At 65.9% G+C, this 24,143-nt stretch carries 24 protein-coding genes; 5 read left to right on the top strand and 19 right to left on the bottom strand.

Annotated elements, in window-relative coordinates; genetic code table 11:
* Together JQ46_RS07040 and JQ46_RS07035 are read left to right on the top strand one after the other, a co-directional pair.
* Positions 1-774: an amino acid ABC transporter ATP-binding protein gene (locus JQ46_RS07040; RefSeq protein ID WP_034986622.1), complete on the top strand. Its 774-nt coding sequence runs from the start codon at positions 1-3 to the stop codon at positions 772-774.
* Positions 775-866: 92 nt separating this feature from the next.
* A complete protein-coding gene (locus tag JQ46_RS07035; RefSeq protein ID WP_011273409.1) occupies positions 867-1,988 on the top strand; it encodes an HNH endonuclease signature motif containing protein in 1,122 nt (373 codons plus the stop codon).
* Here the strand turns inward: JQ46_RS07035 and JQ46_RS07030 are convergent.
* Positions 1,969-2,358, bottom strand: a complete 390-nt coding sequence (locus JQ46_RS07030) for a hypothetical protein (protein WP_034986620.1) — start codon at positions 2,356-2,358, stop codon at positions 1,969-1,971. The two genes, JQ46_RS07035 and JQ46_RS07030, sit on opposite strands and share 20 nt — an antisense overlap.
* A gap of 75 nt (positions 2,359-2,433) precedes the next feature.
* On the opposite strand from JQ46_RS07030, the gene JQ46_RS07025 reads away from it, so the two are divergent.
* Together JQ46_RS07025 and JQ46_RS07020 are read left to right on the top strand one after the other, a co-directional pair.
* Positions 2,434-3,801 carry a DUF4921 family protein gene (locus JQ46_RS07025; RefSeq protein ID WP_034986618.1) on the top strand — a complete coding sequence of 456 codons (1,368 nt, stop codon included), beginning with the start codon at positions 2,434-2,436 and terminating at the stop codon, positions 3,799-3,801.
* A 25-nt stretch (positions 3,802-3,826) separates the two neighbouring features.
* Entirely contained in the window at positions 3,827-5,059 is a 1,233-nt protein-coding gene (locus JQ46_RS07020) for an amidohydrolase (RefSeq protein ID WP_034986616.1), read from the top strand.
* Here the strand turns inward: JQ46_RS07020 and pyk are convergent.
* The 16 genes from pyk to hisD form a co-directional block, all read right to left on the bottom strand.
* The gene (pyk, locus tag JQ46_RS07015; RefSeq protein ID WP_011273405.1) at positions 5,041-6,459 is read right to left on the bottom strand and encodes a pyruvate kinase; all 1,419 of its coding nucleotides are present in this window, start codon (positions 6,457-6,459) and stop codon (positions 5,041-5,043) included. The two genes, JQ46_RS07020 and pyk, sit on opposite strands and share 19 nt — an antisense overlap.
* Positions 6,460-6,492: 33 nt before the next feature.
* Positions 6,493-7,356 carry a prolipoprotein diacylglyceryl transferase gene (gene lgt, locus JQ46_RS07010; protein ID WP_034986613.1) on the bottom strand — a complete coding sequence of 288 codons (864 nt, stop codon included), beginning with the start codon at positions 7,354-7,356 and terminating at the stop codon, positions 6,493-6,495.
* Complete coding sequence (gene trpA / locus JQ46_RS07005; RefSeq protein ID WP_034986611.1) at positions 7,353-8,123, bottom strand: tryptophan synthase subunit alpha; 771 nt, start codon at positions 8,121-8,123, stop codon at positions 7,353-7,355. Before trpA ends, lgt begins: the two co-directional genes overlap by 4 nt.
* Before the next feature lie 3 nt (positions 8,124-8,126).
* Complete coding sequence (gene trpB / locus JQ46_RS07000; RefSeq protein WP_034986609.1) at positions 8,127-9,416, bottom strand: tryptophan synthase subunit beta; 1,290 nt, start codon at positions 9,414-9,416, stop codon at positions 8,127-8,129.
* An 18-nt stretch (positions 9,417-9,434) separates the two neighbouring features.
* Positions 9,435-10,244 (bottom strand): indole-3-glycerol phosphate synthase TrpC, encoded by an 810-nt coding sequence (gene trpC / locus JQ46_RS06995; RefSeq protein WP_034986607.1) that lies wholly within the window; start codon positions 10,242-10,244, stop codon positions 9,435-9,437.
* Between the two features lie 19 nt (positions 10,245-10,263).
* On the bottom strand, positions 10,264-10,998 hold the full coding sequence (locus JQ46_RS06990) for a TIGR02234 family membrane protein (RefSeq protein WP_237744768.1): 735 nt from the start codon (positions 10,996-10,998) through the stop codon (positions 10,264-10,266).
* Positions 10,995-12,566, bottom strand: a complete 1,572-nt coding sequence (locus tag JQ46_RS06985) for an anthranilate synthase component I (RefSeq protein WP_034986605.1) — start codon at positions 12,564-12,566, stop codon at positions 10,995-10,997. Before JQ46_RS06985 ends, JQ46_RS06990 begins: the two co-directional genes overlap by 4 nt.
* A 1-nt stretch (position 12,567) precedes the next feature.
* Positions 12,568-12,951: a phosphoribosyl-AMP cyclohydrolase gene (gene hisI / locus JQ46_RS06980; RefSeq protein ID WP_051876283.1), complete on the bottom strand. Its 384-nt coding sequence runs from the start codon at positions 12,949-12,951 to the stop codon at positions 12,568-12,570.
* On the bottom strand, positions 12,948-13,730 hold the full coding sequence (gene hisF, locus JQ46_RS06975) for an imidazole glycerol phosphate synthase subunit HisF (protein WP_034986603.1): 783 nt from the start codon (positions 13,728-13,730) through the stop codon (positions 12,948-12,950). The genes hisI and hisF overlap by 4 nt, the downstream gene beginning before the upstream one ends.
* A complete protein-coding gene (locus tag JQ46_RS06970; RefSeq protein ID WP_034986601.1) occupies positions 13,727-14,704 on the bottom strand; it encodes an inositol monophosphatase family protein in 978 nt (325 codons plus the stop codon). The genes hisF and JQ46_RS06970 overlap by 4 nt, the downstream gene beginning before the upstream one ends.
* Positions 14,704-15,480, bottom strand: a complete 777-nt coding sequence (priA, locus tag JQ46_RS06965) for a bifunctional 1-(5-phosphoribosyl)-5-((5-phosphoribosylamino)methylideneamino)imidazole-4-carboxamide isomerase/phosphoribosylanthranilate isomerase PriA (protein WP_034986599.1) — start codon at positions 15,478-15,480, stop codon at positions 14,704-14,706. The genes JQ46_RS06970 and priA overlap by 1 nt, the downstream gene beginning before the upstream one ends.
* 69 nt (positions 15,481-15,549) lie before the next feature.
* Positions 15,550-16,263 (bottom strand): imidazole glycerol phosphate synthase subunit HisH, encoded by a 714-nt coding sequence (hisH, locus tag JQ46_RS06960; protein ID WP_034986597.1) that lies wholly within the window; start codon positions 16,261-16,263, stop codon positions 15,550-15,552.
* 11 nt (positions 16,264-16,274) lie between these two features.
* Entirely contained in the window at positions 16,275-17,624 is a 1,350-nt protein-coding gene (locus JQ46_RS06955) for an MFS transporter (protein WP_034986595.1), read from the bottom strand.
* Positions 17,624-18,238 carry an imidazoleglycerol-phosphate dehydratase HisB gene (gene hisB, locus JQ46_RS06950; RefSeq protein ID WP_005295849.1) on the bottom strand — a complete coding sequence of 205 codons (615 nt, stop codon included), beginning with the start codon at positions 18,236-18,238 and terminating at the stop codon, positions 17,624-17,626. The genes JQ46_RS06955 and hisB overlap by 1 nt, the downstream gene beginning before the upstream one ends.
* A gap of 84 nt (positions 18,239-18,322) precedes the next feature.
* On the bottom strand, positions 18,323-19,444 hold the full coding sequence (locus JQ46_RS06945; RefSeq protein ID WP_034986592.1) for a histidinol-phosphate transaminase: 1,122 nt from the start codon (positions 19,442-19,444) through the stop codon (positions 18,323-18,325).
* Between the two features lie 3 nt (positions 19,445-19,447).
* Entirely contained in the window at positions 19,448-20,815 is a 1,368-nt protein-coding gene (gene hisD, locus JQ46_RS06940; protein WP_034986591.1) for a histidinol dehydrogenase, read from the bottom strand.
* A gap of 63 nt (positions 20,816-20,878) precedes the next feature.
* Between hisD and JQ46_RS06935 the strand changes: the two genes are divergently transcribed.
* Positions 20,879-22,147 carry a hypothetical protein gene (locus JQ46_RS06935; protein ID WP_237744767.1) on the top strand — a complete coding sequence of 423 codons (1,269 nt, stop codon included), beginning with the start codon at positions 20,879-20,881 and terminating at the stop codon, positions 22,145-22,147.
* Here the strand turns inward: JQ46_RS06935 and nadC are convergent.
* Positions 22,144-23,079, bottom strand: a complete 936-nt coding sequence (gene nadC / locus JQ46_RS06930; RefSeq protein ID WP_237744766.1) for a carboxylating nicotinate-nucleotide diphosphorylase — start codon at positions 23,077-23,079, stop codon at positions 22,144-22,146. The genes JQ46_RS06935 and nadC overlap by 4 nt on opposite strands.
* Before the next feature lie 2 nt (positions 23,080-23,081).
* Entirely contained in the window at positions 23,082-24,110 is a 1,029-nt protein-coding gene (gene nadA / locus JQ46_RS06925; protein ID WP_034986587.1) for a quinolinate synthase NadA, read from the bottom strand.
* Between the last annotated feature and the right edge of the window lie 33 nt (positions 24,111-24,143).

Here is a 24,143-nt window from a genome sequence, read left to right as displayed (position 1 = left end):
ATGTCTGAAACCAACGCACCGATGATCTCCATCCAGGACGTCTGGAAACGCTACGGCCGACTCGACGTTCTGAAAGGCATCGACCTGGAAGTGCCCCGCGGCGGCGTAACCTGCCTGATCGGCCCCTCCGGCTCCGGCAAGTCAACCCTGCTGCGCTGCGTGAACCACCTGGAGAAAGTAACCTCCGGGCGGATCGAAGTAGACGGCGAGTTGATCGGCTACCGCGAGAAAAACGGCAACCTCTACGAGCTGACGCCGAAGCAGGCAGCGGCGCAGCGCGTGGACATCGGAATGGTGTTCCAGCACTTCAACCTGTTCACCCACCGCACCGTGCTGGAGAACATCATCGAAGCGCCCGTGCAGGTGCGCGGCGAGCACAAAGACGACGCAATCGAGCACGCCCGCAAGCTGCTGGACCAAGTGGGGCTCGCCCACAAGGCCGACGCCTACCCGGTGCAGCTCTCCGGCGGACAACAGCAGCGCGTGGCCATCGCCCGCGCGCTGGCGATGCGGCCAAAGCTGATGCTCTTCGACGAGCCGACCTCCGCGCTGGACCCCGAGCTGGTCGGCGAAGTTCTGAACGTAATGCGCCACCTGGCCGACGACGGCATGACAATGCTGGTAGTCACCCACGAGATGGGATTCGCACGCGAAGTCGCCGACGAAGTTGCCTTCATGGACGGCGGCGTGATCGTCGAGCACGGCCCGGCCGCGGAAGTCATTGGAAATCCGCAGCACGAACGCACCCAAGAGTTCCTATCGAGCCTGCTCTAGAGGTGAAAATGAGGGGGCGTCACTAAGAAGGGCGAGGGGTTGTCCGGGGCCGTGTGTAAGGTAAGCGGCGCTCGGACAAGAAGGGGGCAAAAATGGATGCCGACGAGATGCGGCGAATGTGCAACAGGGTCGACGCGGCGTATGCATACAGCGTGATCGACGACCCGACCGTGGCGCGGATACAAGCACTGCGGAAGGCGGGGACGGCGGATGCGATAGTGTTCTCGCACGCGGCGCAGATACTCGCCGTGATGAACATGCTCGGGCTGGCGGCGCTGAAAGCCGGGGTGATCGGCGTGCGGCACCTCGAGCAAGTCTGGCGGGTGCGCAACGCCTACGCGGCACAGCTGACGGAGCCCGATGAGACGGGGCAGGCGATCATGGACATGGAACAGTTCAACCGCTACCTGGAAAAACACGCGGTGGACTGCATCAGTGCGCGCGAGGAAGGGCCGACGGCGAAAGAACTTGGCGAATACCTGTGCGAAGTGATCGCGCGGGACTTCCCCACCCCATTTGCCGAAGGCGAGAAGGCCGCGGCGGAGGAACGCTCCGCGACCAAGGGATCTGTGACGACGCTGGGCGGAACCGCCGAGCTTTCCCGGTGGACACTGAACATGCCGAAAGACCAATCGCAGCGCATGTGGGAAGCAGTAACGAAGAAGGCGAAAGTGCTGGCCGGGGAGCTAGACTGCGACCTCGCACAAGCACGAATGGACGTGATCGCGGGGCTGATCAGCGGCGAAGAAACCAACACGGTGGTGCACGTGCACGTCTTCCGGTGGGAAGGCGGCCCAGGGTTCATCCCGGGAGTCGGGGCGATCAGCACCGAACAGGCCGACGTGTACGAAAGCTTCGCCAAGCGCGTAGACAGCGTGACGGTGCCGCCAGCCGTGGAGCAGTACACGCCCAGCAGAGAAATGAAGGAATTCCTCGTCGGCCGGGACGGCACCTGCCGCTTCCCCGGATGCGAACACCCCGCGCCGATGTGCGACAAAGACCACATCGTGCCGTACAACCACACGAACCCGGCGGCGGGCGGAGCGACGGATGTGCGAAATATGCAGTGCCTTTGTCGCGCCCACCACAACCTGAAAACCAATGGGCAGTGGCGGGCAAGCACTAGCGACGGCGGTTGGACAATCAAGTGGGTGAACCACCACGGGGAGCAGTTCACCACCCACGCGAGAGGAGTTATACCGAAGCCACAGTGACGTGCCAAGGCACGCGGGGTGTGCCAGGGTCATCCTGGACCTGGCGCAGAATCGGCTCGGCGGGTTCCTTCTCGCGAACCGTGAGGAGCTCGGCGAAGTGCATGGCTAGGCCGGAGACGGAGCCGATGTCGTAGCGGACAACGTCGACGGTTAGCTCGGCGCCGGTGGCGGGGTCGTTGCCCTCGTCGGGGCTCTCGCCGAAAAGCTCCACCCAGGTAGTGACCAGTTCGGGGTCTGCAGCTTGCCCGGACTGGAGATTCAGCGTGCCTTCGAACGCTTCACCGAGGGCGGAGATCATGGAGCGGAAATCCTGCTCGATGGCGACCAGCTGCTCCTGGTTAGCCAGCAGCCTGAAAATAATCTTTGGCATTCCCCTAGTGTGGCAGCACGCAGCAGCGAACAGCAAGCACGGTGGTGTGATCGATAGAACAGGAAACCTACTAGAATGTGTGCCGTGATTGGTTCCCATGCTTCGCACCCCGCACCCGTACCACCCCTGACCACCCTGCCGGACGGAACGATCAAACAGGTCAACCCGTTTTCCGGCACCGAGGTGTGGACCGTACCCGGCCGCGGCAACCGCCCCATCGCCGAGCACCGCCCAGAGGTGCGCACCGTCGGCGACCGCGACTCCGCCACCGCATTCGGCCTGAACCGCAAGCTGGACACCCCGCCGGAGAAGTCCCGCCTGGTACTCGACGAGGACGGCCAGGCACACATCCTGCGCGGACTGCCGGTTAGCCAGCTGGAGGAAACCGAACCGCTGTTCCGCCGCGTGGCGAACCTCTTCGAGATCCTCACCTATGACTACTGGCTCATGAACTACGGCTACCGGATGAACCCCGCAGCCGCTAAGCACATGACCGACTACCTGGCCGAGGAAGCTGGCCAGGACCACGTCGAGCAGATCCTCCGCGCCAAATGGTCCGCCGGCGGCACCACGCAGGAGGAACTCGACGGGCTCTTCTCCCCCGAGAATCGTCTACAGACTCTCTACGAAAAGAGCGCCGGGCTCTTCGCCGGTGGCCACGACGTGATCATCGCCCGCGACCACTACGTTCCCGGCGCAGACACCACCGACCAGTTGGCATCCAGCGGCACGCTTGGTTGGGAGAACCACCGCCACTTCATCGCCTTCACCGTCGACGGCATGGATCGCCTCTACCGCGCCAACCGCTACGTCCGCTACGTCGCCGCGTTCCAAAACTGGCTCGCCCCGGCAGGCGCCAGCTTCGAGCACCTCCACAAGCAGCTCGTTGCCATCGACGAGCACGGCCTGCAGAACGAGCTGGAGATCGCCCAGGTTCGTGCGAACCCGAACATGTACAACGAGTGGGCCGTCGACTACGCAGCCCGCCACAACCTCGTCATCGCCGAGAACGACCACGCCATCGCGTTTGCTGGTTTTGGGCACCGCTGGCCGACCCTTGAGGTTTTCTCCAAGTCCGCCACGACCGAACCTTGGCTGATGTCTGACGCCGAACGCGATGCCGTATCGGATTTGGTTCACGCCTGCCACGTCGCCGCCGGGCCGCACGTCTCCTGTAATGAGGAGTGGCTGCACCGTCCCCTCGACGTTGACGTCCCGATGCCCTGGCGCATTGTTATTAAGTGGCGTGTGTCCACCATGGCCGGTTTCGAAGGTGGCACGAAGATTTTCATCAACACCATCTCCCCGGCGGATCTCCGGGAACGCGTGCTCAATGCCCTGGTTAAGGCTCAGGAGGAAGGCCAACTAGCCCCGGGCATCCGCCTCGGCGACGACTGCGCCGCCCGCCCCAACATGCTGAAGTACAACCCGGCCATCCGCTAATCCGCTAGAAAGGACAAGTTTCGCTTTGCGCAACGCAGATATTGCAGAGTTCATCGCAAACCACGGTGTGGATCTGAGCTGGCAGGATAGCTTCTACCAGTGGATGCACGAGAACCCCGAGTTGTCGTTGCAGGAGGAGCAAACCGCCAAGCACATTACCGCGCGGTTGGCGCAGATGGATTGCGAGGTAACCACGGGTATCGGGGGTTATGGCGTCACCGCCGTGTTCCGTAACCCGAGCAGCGAGGCAACCAGCGCAGACGAGCCCACCGTGCTTATGCGCGCTGATTTCGATGCCCTCCCTGTGCAGGAAACGACAGGTCTGCCTTATGCCTCCAAGAACGACGGGGTCATGCATGCGTGCGGCCACGACATGCACGCCGCAGCGCTCATGGGCCTGTGTGCGGTTCTCGACGAGCGCCGCGATGCCTGGCACGGCACTTTCATTGCTCTGTTCCAGCCCGCGGAGGAGGTCACCGCCGGCGCCAGCAACATGATCAACGACGGCCTGGCGGAGAAGATCCCCACCCCCGATGTGTGCCTGGGCCAGCACGTCCTACCCGGCCGCCTCGGCACCGTGATGTCCGCGCCCGGCCCGGTGCTGGCGGCCTGCGACACGATCACCATCAAGCTCTACGGTAAGTCCTCCCACGGCTCGCGCCCGCAGGAATCAATCGACCCGACTTTCCTAGCTGCGATGATCGTCGTGCGCCTGCAGGGCATCGTCGGCCGCGAGGTCGCCCCGTCGGACTTCGCCGTCATTACGGTCGGCACACTTTCTTCCGGGCACACTAACAACACCATCCCGGAAGATGCCACGCTGGTGCTGAACTGCCGCTTCTACGACACGGACGTGCGCGACAAGACCTACGCTGCCATCGAGCGGGTCGTCCGCGCCGAGTGCGATGCTTCCGGCTGTGAGGTTCCGCCCGAGTTTGAGTACTCCGCCCACGGCGAGCTCACCGACAATACCCCCAGCACGTTCGAGCACGTACGCCCGGTGTTCGATGCGGTCTTCGGGGAGGATTCTATTGACGCCGAACCCTGGACAGCCTCCGAGGACTTCTCGGAGATCCCCCGCCACTTCGACGTGCCCTACCTTTTCTGGACTATCGGCACCACGGATCCGGAGCTGTGGGCTTCCGGGGATCCGGTGCCGGGCAACCACCACGGTGCTTTCGCCCCGCGCATTGAGGCGCTGGGCACCTCCACGGACGCGGCGCTGGCCGCGACGCTGAGTTACCTCTTCCGCTCCTGACCCAGCAGGTGCACCTGGATCATGTTGGTGTTGCCGGAGATCCCGGGCGGGGAGCCGGCGACGACGACCATCATGTCGTCGTACTTGTATTGCGGCATAGCCAGCAGGTGGTGGTCGACGGTGTCCATCATCTCGTCGGTGGACTTCACGTCTTCGATGAGGAACGTCTCCACGCCCCACGTCAGCGCCAGCTGCGAGCGCACGGCCTGCGACGGCGTGAACACCAGCAGCGGCAGGTGGGAGCGTAGGCGCGCCACGCGCTTGGCGGTATCGCCGGAGGAGGTGAAGGCCACCAGTGCCTTCGCATTCAGGCGCTCGCCGATGTCCTTTGCCGCGTAGGAAATCACGCCGCGGCGGGTGCGCGGGCGGTGCGTCAGCGGCGGCACTTCCCCGTCAATCTCGGCGGCGCGCACGATGCGAGCCATCGTCTCCACGGTGGTGATCGGGTGCTTGCCGATGGAGGTCTCGCCGGAGAGCATCACGGCATCCGCACCGTCGAGCACGGCGTTGGCCACGTCGGAGGCTTCGGCGCGCGTCGGGCGGGAGTTCTCGATCATGGAGTCCAGCATCTGCGTCGCCACGATCACCGGCTTGGCGTTCTCGCGGGCGATCTGGATGGCGCGCTTCTGCACCAGCGGCACGTCTTCCAGCGGCACTTCCACGCCCAGGTCACCGCGGGCGACCATGATGGCATCGAAGGCTAGGATGACCGGCTCCAGCGCGTCGACTGCCTCCGGCTTCTCCAGCTTGGCGATCACCGGCACGCGGCGGCCAACCTCGTCCATGATGTCGCGCACCAGTTCCACGTCGGAGGGGCTGCGCACGAAGGACAGGGCGATGAAGTCCACGCCCAGCTGCAGGGCGAAGCGCAGGTCTTCGGTGTCCTTCTCGCTCAGTGCCGGCACGGAGATGTTCATGCCCGGCAGGGAGACACCCTTGTTGTTGGAAACCGGGCCTCCCTCGATGACCTCGCACACGACGTCGTTGCCGTCGACTTCCTTGCACACCAGCGCGATCTTGCCGTCGTCGACCAGCAGGCGGTCGCCGGGGCGGGCGTCGCGGGCCAAGCCCTTGTAGGTGGTGGACACGCGGTCGTGTGTGCCCTGTACGTCGTCGACGGTGATGCGTACGGTCTCGCCGGTCGCCCAGACGGTTGCGCCCTCTGCGAAGCGTCCGAGGCGGATCTTCGGGCCTTGCAGGTCGGCGAGGATACCGACGGCCTTGCCGGATTCATCGGTGGCCTGTCGAACCCAGTTGTAATTCTGCTCGTGGTCTGCGTGCTCGCCGTGGGAAAAGTTGAGGCGCGCAACGTTCATTCCTGCGTCTACGAGCCCGCGAATCTGCTCCTTCGAAGCGACCGCGGGACCCAGGGTGCAAACAATCTTGGTTCTTCTATTCACGGACTCGAGGATAGTCCCGCACCGTTGTCCCCGCTACTTCGTTTCTTCTTTTGTGACGCCCTTAGTCTTGCGTTGCTGCACCGTCCACCAAACAAACAATGCTGTCGCGGCGAGGAACACCACTGCGGAAACGACAACGTTGATGCGCACGTCGCCGAATACGGTGGTGGCCGCGTCTGTGCGGATGTTTTCGATGAAGAAGCGGCCGAAGGTGTAGCCCATGACGTAGAGGGTGAACAGCCTGCCCCCGCCAACGCGCCAGTAGCGTTCCGCAACGAGCAGCAGTACGACCACGAGCAGGTTCCAGATCAGTTCGTAGAGGAACGTCGGCTGGACGGTGGCCAGCACTTCCCCGGTGGAGTGCCCGGTGATGGGCGCGGAGTAACCATTTTCGTCTACGCGGCGGTAGATTTCCAGCGCCCAGGGTGCGTCGCTGGGGCCGCCGTAGAGTTCCTGATTGAACCAGTTGCCCAGCCGACCGATGGCCTGCGCCAGCGGCACCGTCGGCGCCACGGCGGCGGCGAAAGTGCCCAGAGGCAGGCCTTTGGCCTTGAACAGCAGCCACACGGCCAGGGACCCCAGGATGACTCCGCCCCAGATCCCCAGTCCGCCGTTGGTGATATTAAACACCTGCGTGGGGTCTTTGCCCTCGCCAAAGTACTTATCGTGATCGGTGATCACGTGGTAGACCCGGGCGCCGATGATGCCCGCGGGCACGGCGACAAGAAGCGCGTCGACGGTTACCTCCGGGTCCCCTCCGAGCTTTGCGTAGCGGCGGCGGGTCCAGAAGTAGGCCACGATCACGCCGGTGAGGATGCACAGCGCGTAGGCGCGGATGGGAATGGGCCCAAGATCCCAGACACCCTGCGGCGGCGAAGGAATGGCCGCCGCGATCATGCGCGAACGCCTCGCGCCAGCTCTGCGGCCAGCTCGCCCAGGTTGCCGTCGGCTGCGGCCTGGATCAGCGCGGAGCCGACGATCACGCCGTCTGCGTAGGAGGCGATGTTCGCCGCGTGCTTACCGGTCTTCACGCCCAGCCCCACTGCCACCGGCAGGTCCGTGGCCTCGCGAACGCGGGCGACCAGCTCCTCGGCGGAACTGGAGACCTCGTCCTGCGCGCCCGTCACACCCATGTGGGATGCGGCGTAGATGAAGCCGTCGCCGGCGTCAACAGTAAGGGCCATGCGCTCGGGCGTGGTGGAGGGCGCGACGAGATAGACCGGCGATAGGTCATTGGCCTTGCAGACCTCCGCCCAACGACCGGCTTCCTCCGGCAGCAGGTCCGGGATGATGGACCCCAGTCCCCCGGCGGCTGCCAGGTCGGCGGCGAACTTTTCCGGGCCGTACTGCAGCACGGGGTTCCAATAGGACATGATGACGGCCTGGCCGCCTGCCTCGGTGACGGCGCGGACGACGTCGAGCGTGTCCTTCACCCGGAAGCCGTTGGCCAGCGCTTCGTTGGCGGCGGCCTGGATGGTCGGGCCGTCCATCATCGGGTCGGTAAACGGAATACCCACCTCGATCAGGTCGGCGTGCTGGGCTAGCTCGGCGACGAGCTCCTTGGACTTAGCCACCGTCGGATACCCGGCCGGGAAGTAGGCCACGAGTGCGGCTCGCCCCTCGGCGCGCGCGTCGGTGAAAACCTTAGAAAGTCGGGAGGTCATGGGTTAGCCGTCCTTCTCGCTCTTCTGATCCAGCATGTCGAACCACTTCGCAGCCGTGTTGACGTCCTTGTCGCCGCGGCCGGAAATGTTCACAATCAGCGTGGATCCCGGCTTCTCCGCGGCCACCTTAATGGCGGCGGCGACCGCGTGGGAGGACTCAATGGCGGGGATGATGCCCTCCAGGCGGGTCAGCTGCTTGAAGCCATCCATGGCTTCGGAGTCGGTGATCGGCAGGTAGCGGGCGCGCCCTTCAGCGTGCAGCTTAGAGTGCTCCGGCCCCACGCCCGGGTAATCCAACCCGGCGGAGATGGAGTGCGATTCGATAATCTGCCCGTCCTCGTCCTGCATGAGGTCGGCGAAGGCCCCCTGGAACACGCCCTGCAGCCCCAGGTTGATCGGCGCGGCGTGGCGACCGGTCTCTACACCGTCGCCCGCGGCCTCAGCGCCGACGATGTCCACGCCTTCGTCCTCGATGAACGGGTGGAACAGTCCGATCGCGTTGGAACCGCCGCCCACGCAGGCCACTACGGCGTCGGGCAGCTTGCCGGTTTCGGCCAGCAGCTGCTGGCGCGCCTCCACGCCGATCACGCGCTGCAGGTCGCGCACCATCTGCGGGAATGGGTGCGGGCCGGCGGCGGTGCCGAAGCAGTAGTAGGTGTCGTCGGCGTTGGAAACCCAGAAGCGCATGGCCTCGTTGATGGCGTCCTTCAGGGTGCGGGAGCCGATCTCCACTACCTCCACGTGGGCACCGAGCAGGCGCATGCGAGCGATGTTGAGGGCCTGCCGTTCGGCGTCCACAGCCCCCATGTAGATCCGGCATTCAATGCCGAGCAGCGCACAGGCCGTCGCCGTGGCCACACCGTGCTGGCCGGCGCCGGTCTCCGCGATCACACGAGTCTTGCCCATGCGCTTGGCCAGCAGCACCTGCCCCAGCACGTTGTTGATCTTGTGGGAGCCGGTGTGGTTCAGGTCCTCGCGCTTCAGCCACACTTCTGCGCCCACGGCCTCGGAGAAGCGGGCCGCGTAGTACAGCGGCGACGGGCGGCCGGTGTAGGTGCGGTGCAGCTCGTCGAGCTGGTCCAGGTACCCCTGGTCCGAGCGGGCCTTCGCCCAGGCGTCGGTGATCTCCTCGATCACGGCCATGAGGGCCTCGGGGACGTAGCGGCCGCCGAAATCACCCCAGTGTCCGCGCTCGTCGGGCTCGTGGTGGGTGGCGGTCGCCAGGATCTCGCCTACCGTCGGCAGGGTCTTGCCTTGCGCGTCGGCGTTCTTGAAGGTCTTCTCGGTAGTCACAGTTTTAAATGCTATCGCTTAAGAATTCTTTTGGGGGCAGGCTGGGTGTTTTCCCGCTGCGGCGAGGTCCCGGCACGCCTGGGCGGGGTTACCTGCGGTGACCAGGCCTTCGCCGACGAGCACTGCGTCCGCGCCCGCTGCGGCATAGGCGTTGAGGTCGTTTTTATTCTTGACGCCCGACTCTGCGATCTTCACCACGTCGTCCGGAAGCAGCGGGGCGATTTTGCCGAACACCTGCGGGTCGACGTCCAGCGTCTTGAGGTTTCGGGCATTGACCCCAATGACCTTGGCACCGGCGGCAACAGCGCGCTCGGCTTCTTCGGCGGTGTGCACTTCCACCAGGGCGGTCATACCCAGGGACTCGGTTCGATCCAGCAGGGATTCCAGGCGCTGCTGTTCGAGTGCAGCGACGATGAGCAGCACAATGTCCGCGCCGTGCGCCCGGGCCTCGTGGATCTGGTACGGGTTCACCGTGAAGTCCTTGCGCAGCAGCGGAATGTTCACCGCGCGGCGCACCGCGTCGAAGTCCTCGAGGGAGCCTTTGAAGCGGCGCTGTTCGGTGAGGCAGCTGATGGCGGTGGCCCCGTTGTCCTCGTAGGCCTTCGCCAGCACTTCTGGCTCGGCGATCTCGGCGAGGTCCCCCTTGGAGGGGCTGGCGCGCTTCACCTCGGCAATGAGGCTGACCCCGGGGGCGGCCAGCGCGGCGTGGGCGTCGAGAGCCGGTGGTGCGTCCAGAGACATGGCCTTGATCTCCTTGTATGGGATCTTGGCTTCCCGCTCGGCCTGGTCTTCTAGCACCCCGGCGATGATCTGGTCGAGAACAGTCATGTGTGTCACACTCCTGAGCTTATCGCCCCTGCTTGGTGCGGGAGAAATCGGATTCTTCGGTCGGATCCACCCCCGCATCCAGGGCATCCCACAGCACGCGGGTTGAATCTGGATTCTCCGCGAGGTCCTCTTCCGCGTCCGCGCGGCGCACCTCCGGGGTCTCGTAGCGGCTATGTCCCTTGGATTCCTGGCCGGGCCGCAGAATCAGGATCGCGCCGCCGACCACGCCGATCGCCGCTGCTAACAGCACCAGCACGATGCCCAGCGAGTGGACATCTCCGCTGATCACTCGCGCCCACTCGGAGATCTGCACCGGGTCGGATTCCTTCTGCGTGGCCGCGCCACTTCGCAGCAGGTTCTGTGCGCGGGCCAGGTCCACGTCGTTGCTCAGCAGCTGCACGGCGCGGAAGCTGGCTGTGGCCGCCAGGGCGACAATCACCACGCCCAGCACCCGCCGGATCATGGGCTGCACGGCCATCGAGAGGATCAGCGCGGCCACCATCGCCAACGCCAGCGGCACCAGCGCGGGATCCCACACGGACCCCACGAGCTCCTTGGTGGAGGCCCCGGCCTTGTCGTCGTCAACGGCCACGGTCACGAACTTCAGGCGGCTCGCGCCCCACAGGCCCACCGCGCTCAGCACCACGCACAGCAGCGCGATCTGTCGGATGCGCTTGGCCTTTTGGGTTGCGTCCGCTGTTACGTCCTCTTCCGCGCTCACTGCGTTCGCTGCGCTCGCCGTGCTCTTGCTCACTGCTTCTCCCCTGCGTTCTTCATGGTTTCCGCCGCAGCTACTGCCCGCAGCACTGCCGCAGCCTTGTTGCGGGTCTCCAGGTCTTCAGCCTCCGGGTCGGAGTCCGCGACGATTCCGCCACCGGCCTGGACGTACACGGTGCCGTCCTTGTACAGCCCGGTGCGGATGGCAATGGACTGGTCGGTGTTGCCGGAAAAGTCAAAGTAGCCGACCGTGCCGCCGTAGACTCCGCGGCGTGTGTCCTCCAGCGTGTCAATGATCTTCAGTGCCGAGGGCTTCGGCGCGCCCGACAGGGTTCCGGCCGGGAACGTCGCATTGAACGCATCCACCGCCGTCTTCCCCGCGGCCAGCTTTCCGCTAACCCCAGAGACCAAGTGCATCACCGCCGAGTAGCGCTCCACGTGGCGGAAGTCGTGCACCTCCACCGTGCCCGGCTCGCTGACCCGTCCTAGGTCGTTGCGACCCAGGTCCACCAGCATCAGGTGTTCGGAGTTTTCCTTCTCGTCGTTGACCAGCTCGCGTTCGAAGGCGAAGTCCTGCTCCACCGTCTCGCCGCGCGGCCTGGATCCCGCGATGGGGAACGTCGTGACATTGCCGTCACGGACCTGCACCAGTGATTCCGGGGAGGAGCCAATGATGTGGAACGCGGTGGCGTCAAAACCCTCCGTAGGCACGTTAACCAGGAACATGTAGGGCGAAGGGTTCGATACTCGCAGCATGCGATAGATGTCGAGGGGGTCGACGTCGGTCTCCATTTCGAAGCGCTGCGAGAGCACCACCTGGAACGCATCGCCGGCCTTGATGTGCTCCTTGACCTTGCCGATGCGCTCGCGGTGGTCGTCGTAGGTGCGCTGCCTGCGGTACTTAGGCGTGGGGGTTTCGAAGGTAGTGACGCCCCCTGCCGCGCCCGTGGCCAGCCGTTCCACCATGGTGTCTAGCCGTTCCACGGCCTCGGCGTATGCCTCGTCCACGCGCTCGTCGGAGTTATCCCAGTTGATCACGCTGGCGATCAGCCAGATGGTGCCCTCGTAGTGGTCGACGACGGCCATGTCTTCCACCAACAGCTGCACCATGTCGGGAATGTTCAGGTCGTCGGTGCAGGTATCCGGCACGGATTCGATGTAGCGGATCATGTCGTAGCCCATGTAGCCAACCAGGCCGCTGGTCAGCGGCGGCAGCCCTGGCATCGGCGCGGTCTGCAGGTGTTCCAGCGTGTTGCGGATCGCATCCAGCGGGTCGGTGCCTGCCGGGATGTCCACCGGAGGCTGGCCGATCCAACGCGCCGCGCCGCCGTCCACGCTGTCCTTGGCCGTCAGGGCGCAGCGGGCTCCGGTGCCGATGAAGGAGTAGCGATCCCACGACTGGCCGTGCGCCGCCGATTCCAGCAGGAACGTGCCGGGGCGGCCGTCGGCGAGTTTCCGGTAGGCGGACAGGGCGGTCTCTCCGTCGGCGAGCACCTTGCGAACTACGGGCACCACGCGGTGCTTTGCCGCGAGTTCGCGGAAAGTCTCAAGGCTTGTCAGGTCGCCGATGGCCTTACTGGAAGTGTTGTCACCCATGTCTGACATGTTAGGCCAAGCGGTCGGCGTCAAAACAAGTGCGGTCGCCGGTGTGGCAGGCCGCGCCGGTCTGCTCAATCTTCAGCAGCACCGTATCGCCGTCGCAGTCCAGACGCACCTCTTCGACGCGCTGAGTGTGGCCACTGGTCTCGCCCTTGATCCAGTAGGACTGGCGCGACCGGGACCAGTAGGTGCCCTTCTTGGTGGCCAGGGTGTGGGCCAGGGCGTGGTCGTTCATCCACGCCATCATCAGCACGTCGCCGTTGGTGATGTCCTGCACGATGGCGGGGACTAAGCCGTCAGCGTTAAAGCGGACGCGCTCGGCGATGGCGGGGTCTAGCTCGTAGGTTGCCGGGTCTGTGTTGGAGCCTGTCTTGGAGTTTGTGCCGCTCACAGCCGCACCTCGTAACCCGCATCGGCCAGGGCCTGCTTGACCTCGCGGATCTCGACCTCGCCGAAGTGGAAGATGGAGGCCGCCAGCACGGCATCCGCGCCGGCCTCCACGGCGGGCGGGAAGTGTTCCGGGGCGCCCGCGCCGCCGGAGGCGATGACGGGAATGGAGACGGCCTTGCGCACGGCCTGCAGCATCTCGATGTCGAAGCCGGCCTTGGTGCCGTCGCCGTCCATGGAGTTCAGCAGGATCTCCCCTACGCCCAGCTCCTCGCCCTTGCGGGCCCACTCGGTGGCATCCAGCCCGGCGGACTTGGTGCCGCCGTGGGTGGTGACCTCAAAGCCGGAGGGGTACTTGTCCGCCTCCGCGGGATCCTTTACGCGGCGCGCGTCCACGGACAGGACGATGCATTGCGCACCGAAGCGCTGGGAAAGTTCGCGCAGCAGCTCGGGGCGGGCGACTGCCGAGGAATTGACGCTGACCTTGTCCGCACCGGCGCGCAGCAGGGCGTCCACGTCCTCCTCGCTGCGCACTCCCCCGCCGACGGTCAGCGGGATGAACACCTGGTCGGCGGTGTGGCGTACTACGTCCAGCATGGTGCCGCGCCCGTCCTTGGAGGCGGATACGTCCAGGAAGGTCAGCTCGTCGGCGCCCAGTGCGTCGTAGCGCTTGGCCAGCTCCACGGGGTCGCCAGCATCGCGCAGGCCCTCGAAGTTCACGCCCTTGACGACGCGGCCGTTGTCCACGTCCAGGCACGGGATAACGCGCACGGTAACGCTCATCGGATGCCCCCTCGGTCGCGAATCTCCTGGGCGTTGCGGGCGGCGGTGCCGATCGGCACGGCCTGAATGTGCTGCAGGAGGGTGGCGTGTACCTCCGGCTCGCCCGCGACCAGTCCGGAAACGCCCGGACGCCACGGGTTACCCGCAAAGTCGGTGGCAACGCCGCCGTTTTCCTCCACGGCGAGGATGCCCGCTGCGTTGTCCCACAGGTTGGGGCTGAAGGTGACAGTGCCGCCGAACACGCCGGCGGCGGTGAAGGCCAGGTCGATGCCCACCGAGCCAGTAACGCGCATGCGCGGGTAGGACTTGCCGATTTCGTTCAGCATGTCCTGGCGGTAGGAAATCGGCAGGTTACCGCGGCGCTGCGACAGGATGGAGCCGAAGCTGATCTGCGTCACTCCCGGATCCGACGGCGGCATGGCGCGGGCCGGGTGGCCGTCCACCAGCAGCCCCTCGCCACGACGGGCGGTGATGCGCTTGCCCAGCAGCGGCATCTCGGTGACGGAGACCATGGTCTGCCCCTGGTGCACCAGGGAAACCAGGATGCAGGCAAAAGGATTGCCCACCGCGTAGTTGGCGGTGCCGTCGATGGGGTCCACCACCCAGAAGGTTTCCGGCAGTTCCTGGTCCCCGGCTTCGAGAGACTTACGTCGCGGGCCGTCCAGCCCGTCCGCCATCGCGTCGTTCGGGTTCGGCTCGGTGATGTTCTCCCCCGGGATCTCGCCGGGGCGCACCGTGCCGAACTCCTCGCCGTGCACGGACAAGCCGGTGTATTGCGTCAGCAGCGTGCGCAGCTGGCGCTCGACGCTTAAGTCCGCCTCGGTGGCGAAGTCGCCGGGGGACTTGATGACCTCCGGTTCCGCGCCGACGGCGGCGGTAAATGTCGTCTCGGCCTCGTCCACCGCCGCCTCGGCGATGGCCAGCAGCGAGCGGGTATCCAGTTCCTCCGGGGACAGTCCGTGGAAAGCTGTCATTAGCTGTCGCTCCCCCTTGCCACTTCCTGGGCCGCCTCCAGGGCCTCCTCCAGGGTGAACTTGCCCGCGTACAGGGCCTTGCCCACGATCGCGGAGTCCACACCCTCGTGCACCACGGCCGCCAACGCGCGAATGTCGTCCAAGCTGGAGATTCCGCCGGAGGCCACAACCGGCGCGTCGGTGGCAGCCGCCACCTCACGCAGCAGGTCGATGTTCGGGCCGTTCAGCATGCCGTCACGGCTGACGTCGGTAACCACCAGGCGGGAAACGCCCTGGGAATCCAGGCGCTCCAGCACCTCCCACAGCTCGCCGCCGTCAGACGTCCAGCCGCGGCCGCGCAGGCGCCATTCGCCGTCGATCTCGCGGGTATCCAGGCCGATGGCCACCTTGTCGCCATAGCGGGAAATGACGGACTCGCACCAGTCCGGGTCCTCCAGCGCTGCGGTGCCGATGTTCACGCGGCGGCAGCCGGTGGACAGGGCGCGCTCCAGCGACTCGTCGTCGCGGATGCCGCCGGATAGCTCCACGTTCACGTCCAGCTGGCCGGTGACCTCCTTGAGCAGTTCGAAGTTGCTGCCCCGGCCGAAGGCAGCGTCGAGGTCCACTAGGTGGATCCACTCCGCGCCCGCGTTCTGCCAGGCCAGGGCGGCCTCGATCGGCGCTCCGTAGCTGGTTTCCGTGCCCGCCGCACCCTGTACTAGGCGGACGGCCTGGCCGTCGGCTACGTCGACGGCGGGAAGCAGGGTCAGGGCACGGGAATTATCAGTAGAAGCCATAGGGAGAATCCTAACGTGTATCGAGGCCGGCGAAGATTAAATCAAAGAAAACTAGTGCTATTTCTAGAGCTAGAGCGTCTCCACCCAGTTCTGCAGCAGCTTAAGCCCTGCCTCGCCGGACTTCTCTGGGTGGAACTGTGTAGCCCATAGCGGACCATTTTCCACGGCTGCGACGAAGCGGCTGCGACCGTGGCTCGCCCAGTGCACCAGCGGCGGCTCGGTGCGCCCATCGGTCAGCAGTTCCCACTCCTGCACGCCATAAGAGTGGACGAAGTAGAAGCGCTCGGACTCCCCGATCCCGGCGAACATCTTCGTCGGCTCGGCAGCGGGCTTACCCAGAGCACTGGCAGAGGAGCCATCGCCGACCTCCACTGTGTTCCACCCCATGTGCGGCAGCACGTCGGCATCCAGTTTCTCCACGGTGCCGGGCCACTCGCCCATGCCCTCCGTGAAGGCCCCCTCTTCCGTGCCTTCCGCGAACTCCACTCCCCGGTCGAAGAGAATCTGCATGCCCACGCAGATGCCCAGCACCGGGCGCCCGCCCGCCAGCCGCTGGCCAATCAGACGGTCCCCATACACGCTGTGCAGCTGCTGCATACACGCGCTGTAGGCGCCCACGCCCGGCACCAGCAGCCCATCGGCCCGCTGTACCGTCTCCGGGTCGCGGGTCACCTCAACCTCGGCACCTGCTCTTTCAACCGCTCGCTGGGCGGAGCGTACGTTTCCGCTGCCGTAGTCCAGGAGGGCGACATGTGGGCGTCGAGAAGAAAGAGAAGAATTCATAACTGGTTATCCTAGCCGGACTTACCCGGGCGCAGTTCACGCCGTCGCACTCGGCGCAGTGTTTCGCGTACGTTGCCGTACTCGGCGACGCGGTGACGCCCCACAATCCGGTCGAGGACAGCCACCACAAAGCCGAACGCGGCGACCACCCCGGCGGTGATGAAGGCTCCCTGGTAGGTCAGCGCACCGGCCACAAAGCCCAGCAGAATCGCGCCCACACCGGTACCGCCGTCGAAGGTCATGTTCCACAGCGCCGAGGCCTTGGCGGACTCGGCCCTGGGCAGGCGGTCGAAGAGCATCAACAGTGCCTCGGTCTGGTTGATGCCGAAGCCCGCGCCGAAGAACGCAGCCGACAGCAGCGACCAGAGCAGCAGCAACCCGCCTGAGGGGTGCACGGCCAGCATGATGGCCGCGGAGGCCAGGCCCACCATGCACAGCACCAGGCCCAGCGCGTTCAGGCGGCCCGGCTCGCCCACGCGGTCGGCGTACCAACCGCTGAATAGGCGGGAACCGATCTGCATCAGGCCCACTACGCTCAGCGCCAGGCCGGAGATGGTGGCGGCCACTGCCGTGTCGATCTCGCCGGCGGCGGGCGCCAGGAATGTGCTGAACCCGGCGAAGCCCACGGCGGCCGCGCCGATGGAAAGCCCCGGCACGGTGGCCAGCTTCCACGTGGCTACGCGCGGAGCCTCCGGCGTGTAGTCCGTCTGCGAGGTTGCATTGTCGGGAATATCGGCGGCCACACCGGGCGAGTTCTCGCGCTCGACCTTCGGCAACTGCAGCGCAGCCAGGGCACCCACGGCCGAGTACAACGCCGCGGCCGAGCACACTCCGACCAGGCCGAAGCTGCCGTAGAGCCACATGCCCAGCGGGAAGCTAATCAGCTGCGTCACGCCCACAGTCGCGCCGAACACGCCGGAGGATCGGCCCACCAGGCGCGGCGGCACCAGCTCCGCGATCAGCGCCGCCTCCGTCACCGTCACCGCGCCGAAGCCCACGCCACGCACGGCGGCGATGGCCAGCACCGTCACCGCGGACATGTCGGCCACGTACACCAGCGCCGGGAAGCCCAGCAGCAGCGCGGCTCCCAGCATCACGGGCGCATAGCCCACGGCGCGCAGCAGGCGCGGGGTGAAGGCCTGCGTCAGCACGGTGGCGGCCATGAACACACCCGTGGACAGGCCCGCCACGCTATCTGTTCCGCCCCCATCGATCACGGCCAGGGGGATGACCGGCAGGAGTAGCGCCCAGCCACCGAACGCACAGAAGACCGACACCAGTGTGGCGATCAGGCCGGGGGCCTTCCACACGGAATCGATCTTTTCTAGTTCTTCAATGGTCAGCGCCTTCGGGCGCGCCATTACAGTGTTCCCTTGGTCGACGGAACCCCGCCCACGCGCGGGTCGTCCTCCACGGCGGCGCGCAGCGCGCGGGCCACGGCCTTAAACTCCGCCTCGGTGATGTGGTGCGGGTCGCGGCCGTACAGGCAGCGCACGTGCAGGGCAATGCGCGAGTTCAGCGCCAGCGTCTCGAAGAAGTGCTGATTGATGACGGTGGCGTAGTGCCCGCCAATCACCGCGCTGAGCATCTGCTCCGGCTCCCCCACGCCCACGTAGTACGGGCGGCCAGAGACGTCCACTGCCGCGTGCGCCAGCGTCTCGTCCATCGGGATGAAAGCATCGCCGAAGCGGCGAATTCCCGCCTTGTCGCCCAGCGCCTGCGCCAGGGCCTGCCCCATGACGATGGCGGTGTCCTCGACGGTGTGGTGCGCGTCGATCTCCACGTCGCCGCGGGCGTGCACCTTCAGGTCGAAGGAGCCGTGCGCGCCGAGGGCGGTCAGCATGTGGTCGAAGAACGGCACTCCCGTGTCGATGTCGGTCTTGCCGGTGCCGTCCAGGTTCCACTCGACCTGGATGTCTGATTCCTTGGTGGCGCGCTGGGCCTTCCCGATGCGCGGGGTGGGGTTCGTGGCCACGGTGGCTTTGCACCTACCTCTCTGGTCTCTCTGGGATCTCTGGTCCCATTCTCCAAAAACTCTTGAAGCGTCTGTCTAATGTGTCTAATCGTCCATCATCTTGGCGGCGGCGGCAAGAAACGCATCGTTTTCCTCCGGCAGCCCGATGGTTGCGCGCAGCCAGCCGGCCACGCCGACGTCGCGAATCAGCACCTCTTGGTCCAGGAAGCGCTGCCATACCGTGGCCGAATCGCCGACGCGGTCGAAGCCACCGAAGAACACGAAGTTCGAGTGCGAGTCGATCACGTCGTAGCCCAGCTCGCGCAGGCGGGCAACCACTCGGTCGCGCTCCTGGCGTAGCTTCTCCACCGTCTGCAACGTGGCCGCGGAGTGCTCCAGCGCCACCTCTGCCGCCGCCTGCGACAGGGTCGCCAGGTGGTACGGCAGGCGCACCAGCATCACGGCCTCGATGAACGCCGGGTGGGCCACGAAGTAGCCCAGCCGGCCGCCGGCGAAGTCGAAGGCCTTGGACATGGTGCGGGAAACCACTAGCTTCGTCGGGTACTGCTCCAGCAGCCCTACTGCACTTGGCTCGTCGGAGAACTCCGCGTAGGCCTCGTCCACAATCACGATGCCGGGAGCTGCCTGCAGGATCTTCTCGATGTCGGCCAGCGGCGTGTTGTTGCCGGTGGGATTGTTGGGCGTCGTAATAAAGACCACGTTCGGCTGGCTCTCGTCGATGGCGGCGAGTGCCTCGTCCACGTCGATGTCGAAGCGGTTCTCGGCGCGGCGTTCAACCGAAATGAACTCCGTCTGCGTGCCTGCGGCCAGGATCGGGTGCATGGAGTAGCTAGGCACAAATCCCATCGCGCTGCGCCCGGGACCACCGAATGCCTGCAGGAGCTGCTGCAATACCTCGTTGGAACCGTTGGCTGCCCATACCTGTTCTTTAGTGACGCCCACACCCGTCTGCTGGCTCACGTACGCCGCTAGAGCCTCGCGCAGCCCCACTGCGTCGCGTTCGGGATAGCGGTTCAGCTGCCTGCCCAGCTCCGCCACGCGGCGGGCGATGCCCTCGACAATCTCCGGCGACGGCGGGTAGGGGTTTTCGTTGGTGTTTAGCTGGTTGGCTACGGAAAGCTGTGGGGCTCCGTAGGCGGACTTGCCGCGCAGCTCCTCGCGCAGCGGCAGGTCGGCCAGGGAGATCTGGTTGTTCTGCTCGGCCATGGTCTAGGCCTCCGTTCCGTTGGTGTTTGCGGTGTTGGTGCGTGCTGTGTTTGTACGTGCACTGATGGCTTCGCCGTGGGCGGGCAGCCCCTCGGACTTCGACAGGGTGATTACCGTGTCGGCCACGCCTCGCAGACCTTCCTCGTTGTAGTCGATGACGTGCACGGACTTCAGGAAAGTCAGCGTGGAAAGCCCCGAGGAATGCCGCGCCGTGCCGGAGGTCGGCAGCACGTGGTTGGAGCCCGCGGCATAGTCGCCCAGCGGCACCGGGCTGAAGCGGCCGATGAAGATCGCGCCGGCGTTGGTGATCTGCGCTGCAACTGCGTGAGAATCCTCAGTGTGGATCTCCAGGTGCTCGGCGCCGTAGGCGTTCGCCGCGCGGATGCCCGCGGCGATGTCGTCCACCAGCACCACGCCGGACTGCTGCCCGTTGAGGGCTTCGGCGACGCGCTCGGAGTTTTCGGTGATGTGGTAGCGCTCGTTCATCTCAGCCACCACCTCGTCGGCCAGCTTCACACTGTCCGTGATCAGCACGGAGGCCGCCATCGTGTCGTGTTCGGCCTGACTAATCAGGTCGTAGGCGATCTCCACCGCGTTGGCGCTCTCGTCGGCCAGCACGGCGATCTCGGTCGGCCCCGCCTCGGAGTCGATACCCACCACGGAGCGGCACAGCCGCTTAGCGGCGGTGACGAAGATGTTGCCCGGGCCAGTCACCATATCCACCGGCTCCAGCTCCTCGCCGACTTCTGCCGTGGAGCCGTGCGCGAGCAGCGCCACTGCCTGCGCCCCGCCGACGGCCCAGACCTCATCCACGCCCAGCAGCTTGCAGGCCGCCAGCACGGTCGGGTGCGGCCAGCCACCCTCCTGCGGCGGGGAGGCCACCACGAGGGACTCCACCCCGGCCTCCTGAGCCGGCACGACGTTCATGATCACACTCGACGGGTACACCGCGTTACCACCCGGCGCGTACAAGCCCACGCGCTGGACGGGGATGAAGCGCTCGGTCACAATGCCGCCCGGCGCGACCTCCACCTGCTTGTCTGCAGGCCGGATGGCGGAGTGGAATGCACGCACCCGCTTGATGGCCTCTTCGAGCGCAGCGATCACATCGTCGGCCAAAGTCCCCACGGCGGCGTCAATAACCTCGGCAGGAACCCGCACCGAAGCCGGGGTCACGCCATCGAAGCGCTGCCCAATCTCCAGCGCCGCGCGTGCCCCACCCTCGCGCACCTGGTCGACGATCGGTGCGACGGTGGGGATCACCGAGTCCACATCCGTGCCCCCGCGCGGCAGCCGATGGCGCAGCTCGGCGGTAGTCGGGGCCTGACCCCGCAGATCGATCCGGCTAAAGTCCAGCTGGGCGCTAGTCATCGTGTACGCAGCTTCCTTACTGAATGATTATGTGCGGTTATGTACTCGGCTAAAGTTTACGCCATGGCCCAGACACTCCTTTCACTGCTCCGGGACAGCCGCACCGCCGCGCAATCGGGGGCTTCGGCGGCGACGAGTTGGCGCCGGGCCAGCGACTTCGCCCGGCAGTACTGGCTGGCCACTCCCGACGAGGTGCCGGACGAGCTGGTGGGCGAGTTCTACAGCATGCGGGCCAGCGCCGCAGATCACCTGGGTTTCGCCGACGAGGCCATCGCCGCCTTGCGAGATCTGCGGGTTTGGGCGCGCAGTAACGACGATCACGCGCTAGCGCTGGAGGCTTTGGCGCTGCTGACTCACCAGTCGCTGATTCTTCAGGAGCGCCCCGGCACCTTGGCCGAGCTGCATTCACCGCGCGAAATGTTGGCACAGCTGGCCCAGGGCTTCGCCGACTTTCGCCCGGATCCGGATTCCCCCACCCTCGCCGAGGCCCCGCACATCACCCACCGCGACCTGCCCAGGTCGATCGCCGCGCGGTTGACCTCGGCTGCCACGACGGGCTTTGCTGTGGCCACAAATCTTTCTGGTTCTTCCGATGACGCCGATGGGGGCGCTGATAATGACGCCACAGCTTTCGACTTCGCCGACACCTTCGCCCAGCTCGTGCGGAGGTTCGGCTCGAAACCCCCGAGCACGGCCGACCGCCAACTCTGGTTCGCCCAGGAGGCCTGGTTCCGCGGGCGGCGCGAGGAGGCCTACGACCGGGTGACGGCACTGATCGGCCGGCTGGAGGAAGATTCCCTGCTGGGCGGCAGCACAGACGCGCAGTTAGTTTCCCTCTATGAGGCGCACGACATGCTGGCGCACTTCGAGATGTTCCGAGCAACCGAAAGCACCGGCGAGGATTCCTCCCTGGCCGCCGTGGCGGATCATTGGAAGGAATGCGTGCGCCTGGCCGGGAAGCTGAATGCGGAGGTGATCGCCCTGCAGTGCGCGGGCCTGGCGGCGATGGCGCTACTCGGCGAGGGGCGCGAGGGCGAGGCCTGGGAGCTCGCCAGCGCGGAGCTGGCCGCCACGGAGGGTTGTCCCCTATCCCCCGCCATCCTGAACCTGCGCTACACCCTGGCGGAGGCGGCCCTGAACTGCGGGCTTTTTGAGGAAGCGCTGGCGAACGCGCGCCTGGTGGCGGAGTGGTCGGAGTTCAGCGCCGACGACGAGCGCACCATCGGCGGCTATTCCATGGCGCTGGTCGCCGCCGCGGAGCTGGGCTATGCGGAAATAGCCGCAGAGCTCGACGAGCGCCGACGCGCGGCGCTGGAACGCTGGGAATCCTAGTCCAGGCCGATGTCCAGTGCCCGCACGCTGTGGGTCAGCCCACCCACGGCCACGGACTCCACGCCCGCGGCGGCGTAATCCCCGGCGACGTCCAGGGTGAGCCCGCCGGAGGATTCCAACAGCACCTGCGGGGCCAGCTGGTCGCGCAGCTCCACGGCCTTGCGCGTGTCCTCCACCGTGAAGTTATCCAACAGCACCTGGGGCGGCTGATCCTTGCCTTCCGCCAGCAGGTCGGATAGCTGGTCCAGGGTATCCACCTCGACCTCTACCCACGTGGCGGCGTCCTCCCCCAAGAAATCCCGCACCCGCGAGTACGCCTCAGCGGCGCTCGAAAGCTCCACGTGGTTGTCCTTGACCATCACCTGGTCGCCCAGGTTGTAGCGGTGCGGGTAGCCACCACCGTGGACGATCGCGCGCTTTTCCAGCATGCGCATGCCAGGCAGGGTCTTGCGGGAATCGCGGACCTTACAGCCACGCGGGCTGGTAGCCGTGGCCTCGACCGCATCGACCCACGCGCGGGTCTGCGTGGCGATGCCGGAGGCGTGGCTCAGGATGTTCAGCAAAGTGCGCTCGAGCATGAGGATGTGCTGGATCTTGCCCTCCACCCGGGCAACCTCGGCTCCGGCCTCCACGCGGTCACCATCGGCAACCAGCGGGACGAGCTCCACGTGCCGCTCGTCGGCGACCTCCGCGACGATGGCCAGCGCATCCAGCCCGCTGATAACACCCGCCTGCCGGGCGCGCATGACCTTCGTGCCAGTCGCTTCGGCGGGCACGGTCGCCAGGGTGCTGACGTCCGCACCATCGCCGAAGTCCTCCTCCAGCGCGACCTTCGCCATGCGCAGATACGCAGCACGGATGCGTGACGGGTCGGTGAGCTGTGCCGGGTAGGGAAGCTCCACTTCTTGCTGCTCCAGGTCTTGCTGTTCCATGGCTACTCCCCGCTTCCCGGGTTGCCGATGGCGATCATGCGCTCCACGGAACGGCGGGCCGCGGCGGCGGTCTCCTCGTCCACCGTCACCTCGTCCTCGCCCAGCGCCAGGCAGCGCAGCAGAGCTGCCGGGGTGATCATCTTCATGTACGTGCAGGCCGCGCGGTCGTTCACGGCGCGGAAGTCCACCTCGGGGTTGGCCTGACGCAGCTGGTGCAGCATGCCGACCTCAGTGGCCACCAGCACGGTGGACTGGTTGGTGGACTTAGCCTGCGAGATCATGTCGCCGGTGGAGAGCATCTTCACCCGCTCCGGTTCCACGATTCCCTCGCCCGCCAGGTAAATAGCGGAGTTGGCGCAGCCGCACTCCGGGTGGATAAACAGATCCGCAGTCGGGTTGTTGTGCGCTTGCTGGCTCAGCTCCTGGCCGGAGATGCCGGCGTGCACGTGGCACTCACCCGCCCAGACGTGGATGTTGTCCCGTCCGGTCTCACGGCGCACGTGGGCGCCGAGGAACTGGTCGGGTCCGAACAGCACCTCCTGATCCTCCGGCAGGCTGGCCACCACGTCCACCGCGTTGGAGCTGGTGCAGCAGATATCCGTCAGGGCCTTCACGTCGGCGGTGGTGTTTACGTAGCTGACCACCACGGCCCCCGGGTGCTCGGCCTTCCACTCGCGCAGCTCGTCGGCGCTCAGGGAATCTGCCAGGGAGCACCCCGCGTTGGCGTCAGGAATAAGAACAGTCTTCTCCGGCGACAGAATCTTCGCCGTCTCAGCCATAAAGTGCACGCCGCAGAAGACAATCACGTCGGCGTCCGTCTCCGCCGCGATGCGCGACAGTGCGAGGGAATCGCCAGTGTGATCGGCAATGTCCTGGATCTCCGGCAGCTGGTAGTTGTGCGCCAGGATCAGCGCATTCTTTTCTTCCTTCAGCCGGCGGACTTCCGCGGCCCACTCGTCGGTGGAGATGCTATCCGGCATGGTCCAGAGGCCATCCACGCGAGTGATACTCTCTATGGTTTTGTTTAGCATTCCCCCACTTTAGTCCCTAGCAGCCCGTTTCTA

This window comes from Corynebacterium jeikeium (assembly GCF_000738175.1).
In the GTDB taxonomy this organism is placed as follows: domain Bacteria; phylum Actinomycetota; class Actinomycetes; order Mycobacteriales; family Mycobacteriaceae; genus Corynebacterium; species Corynebacterium jeikeium_C.
The sequence above is the reverse complement of the archived record's forward strand: the minus strand, read 5'-3'. Positions and strand labels throughout refer to the sequence as shown.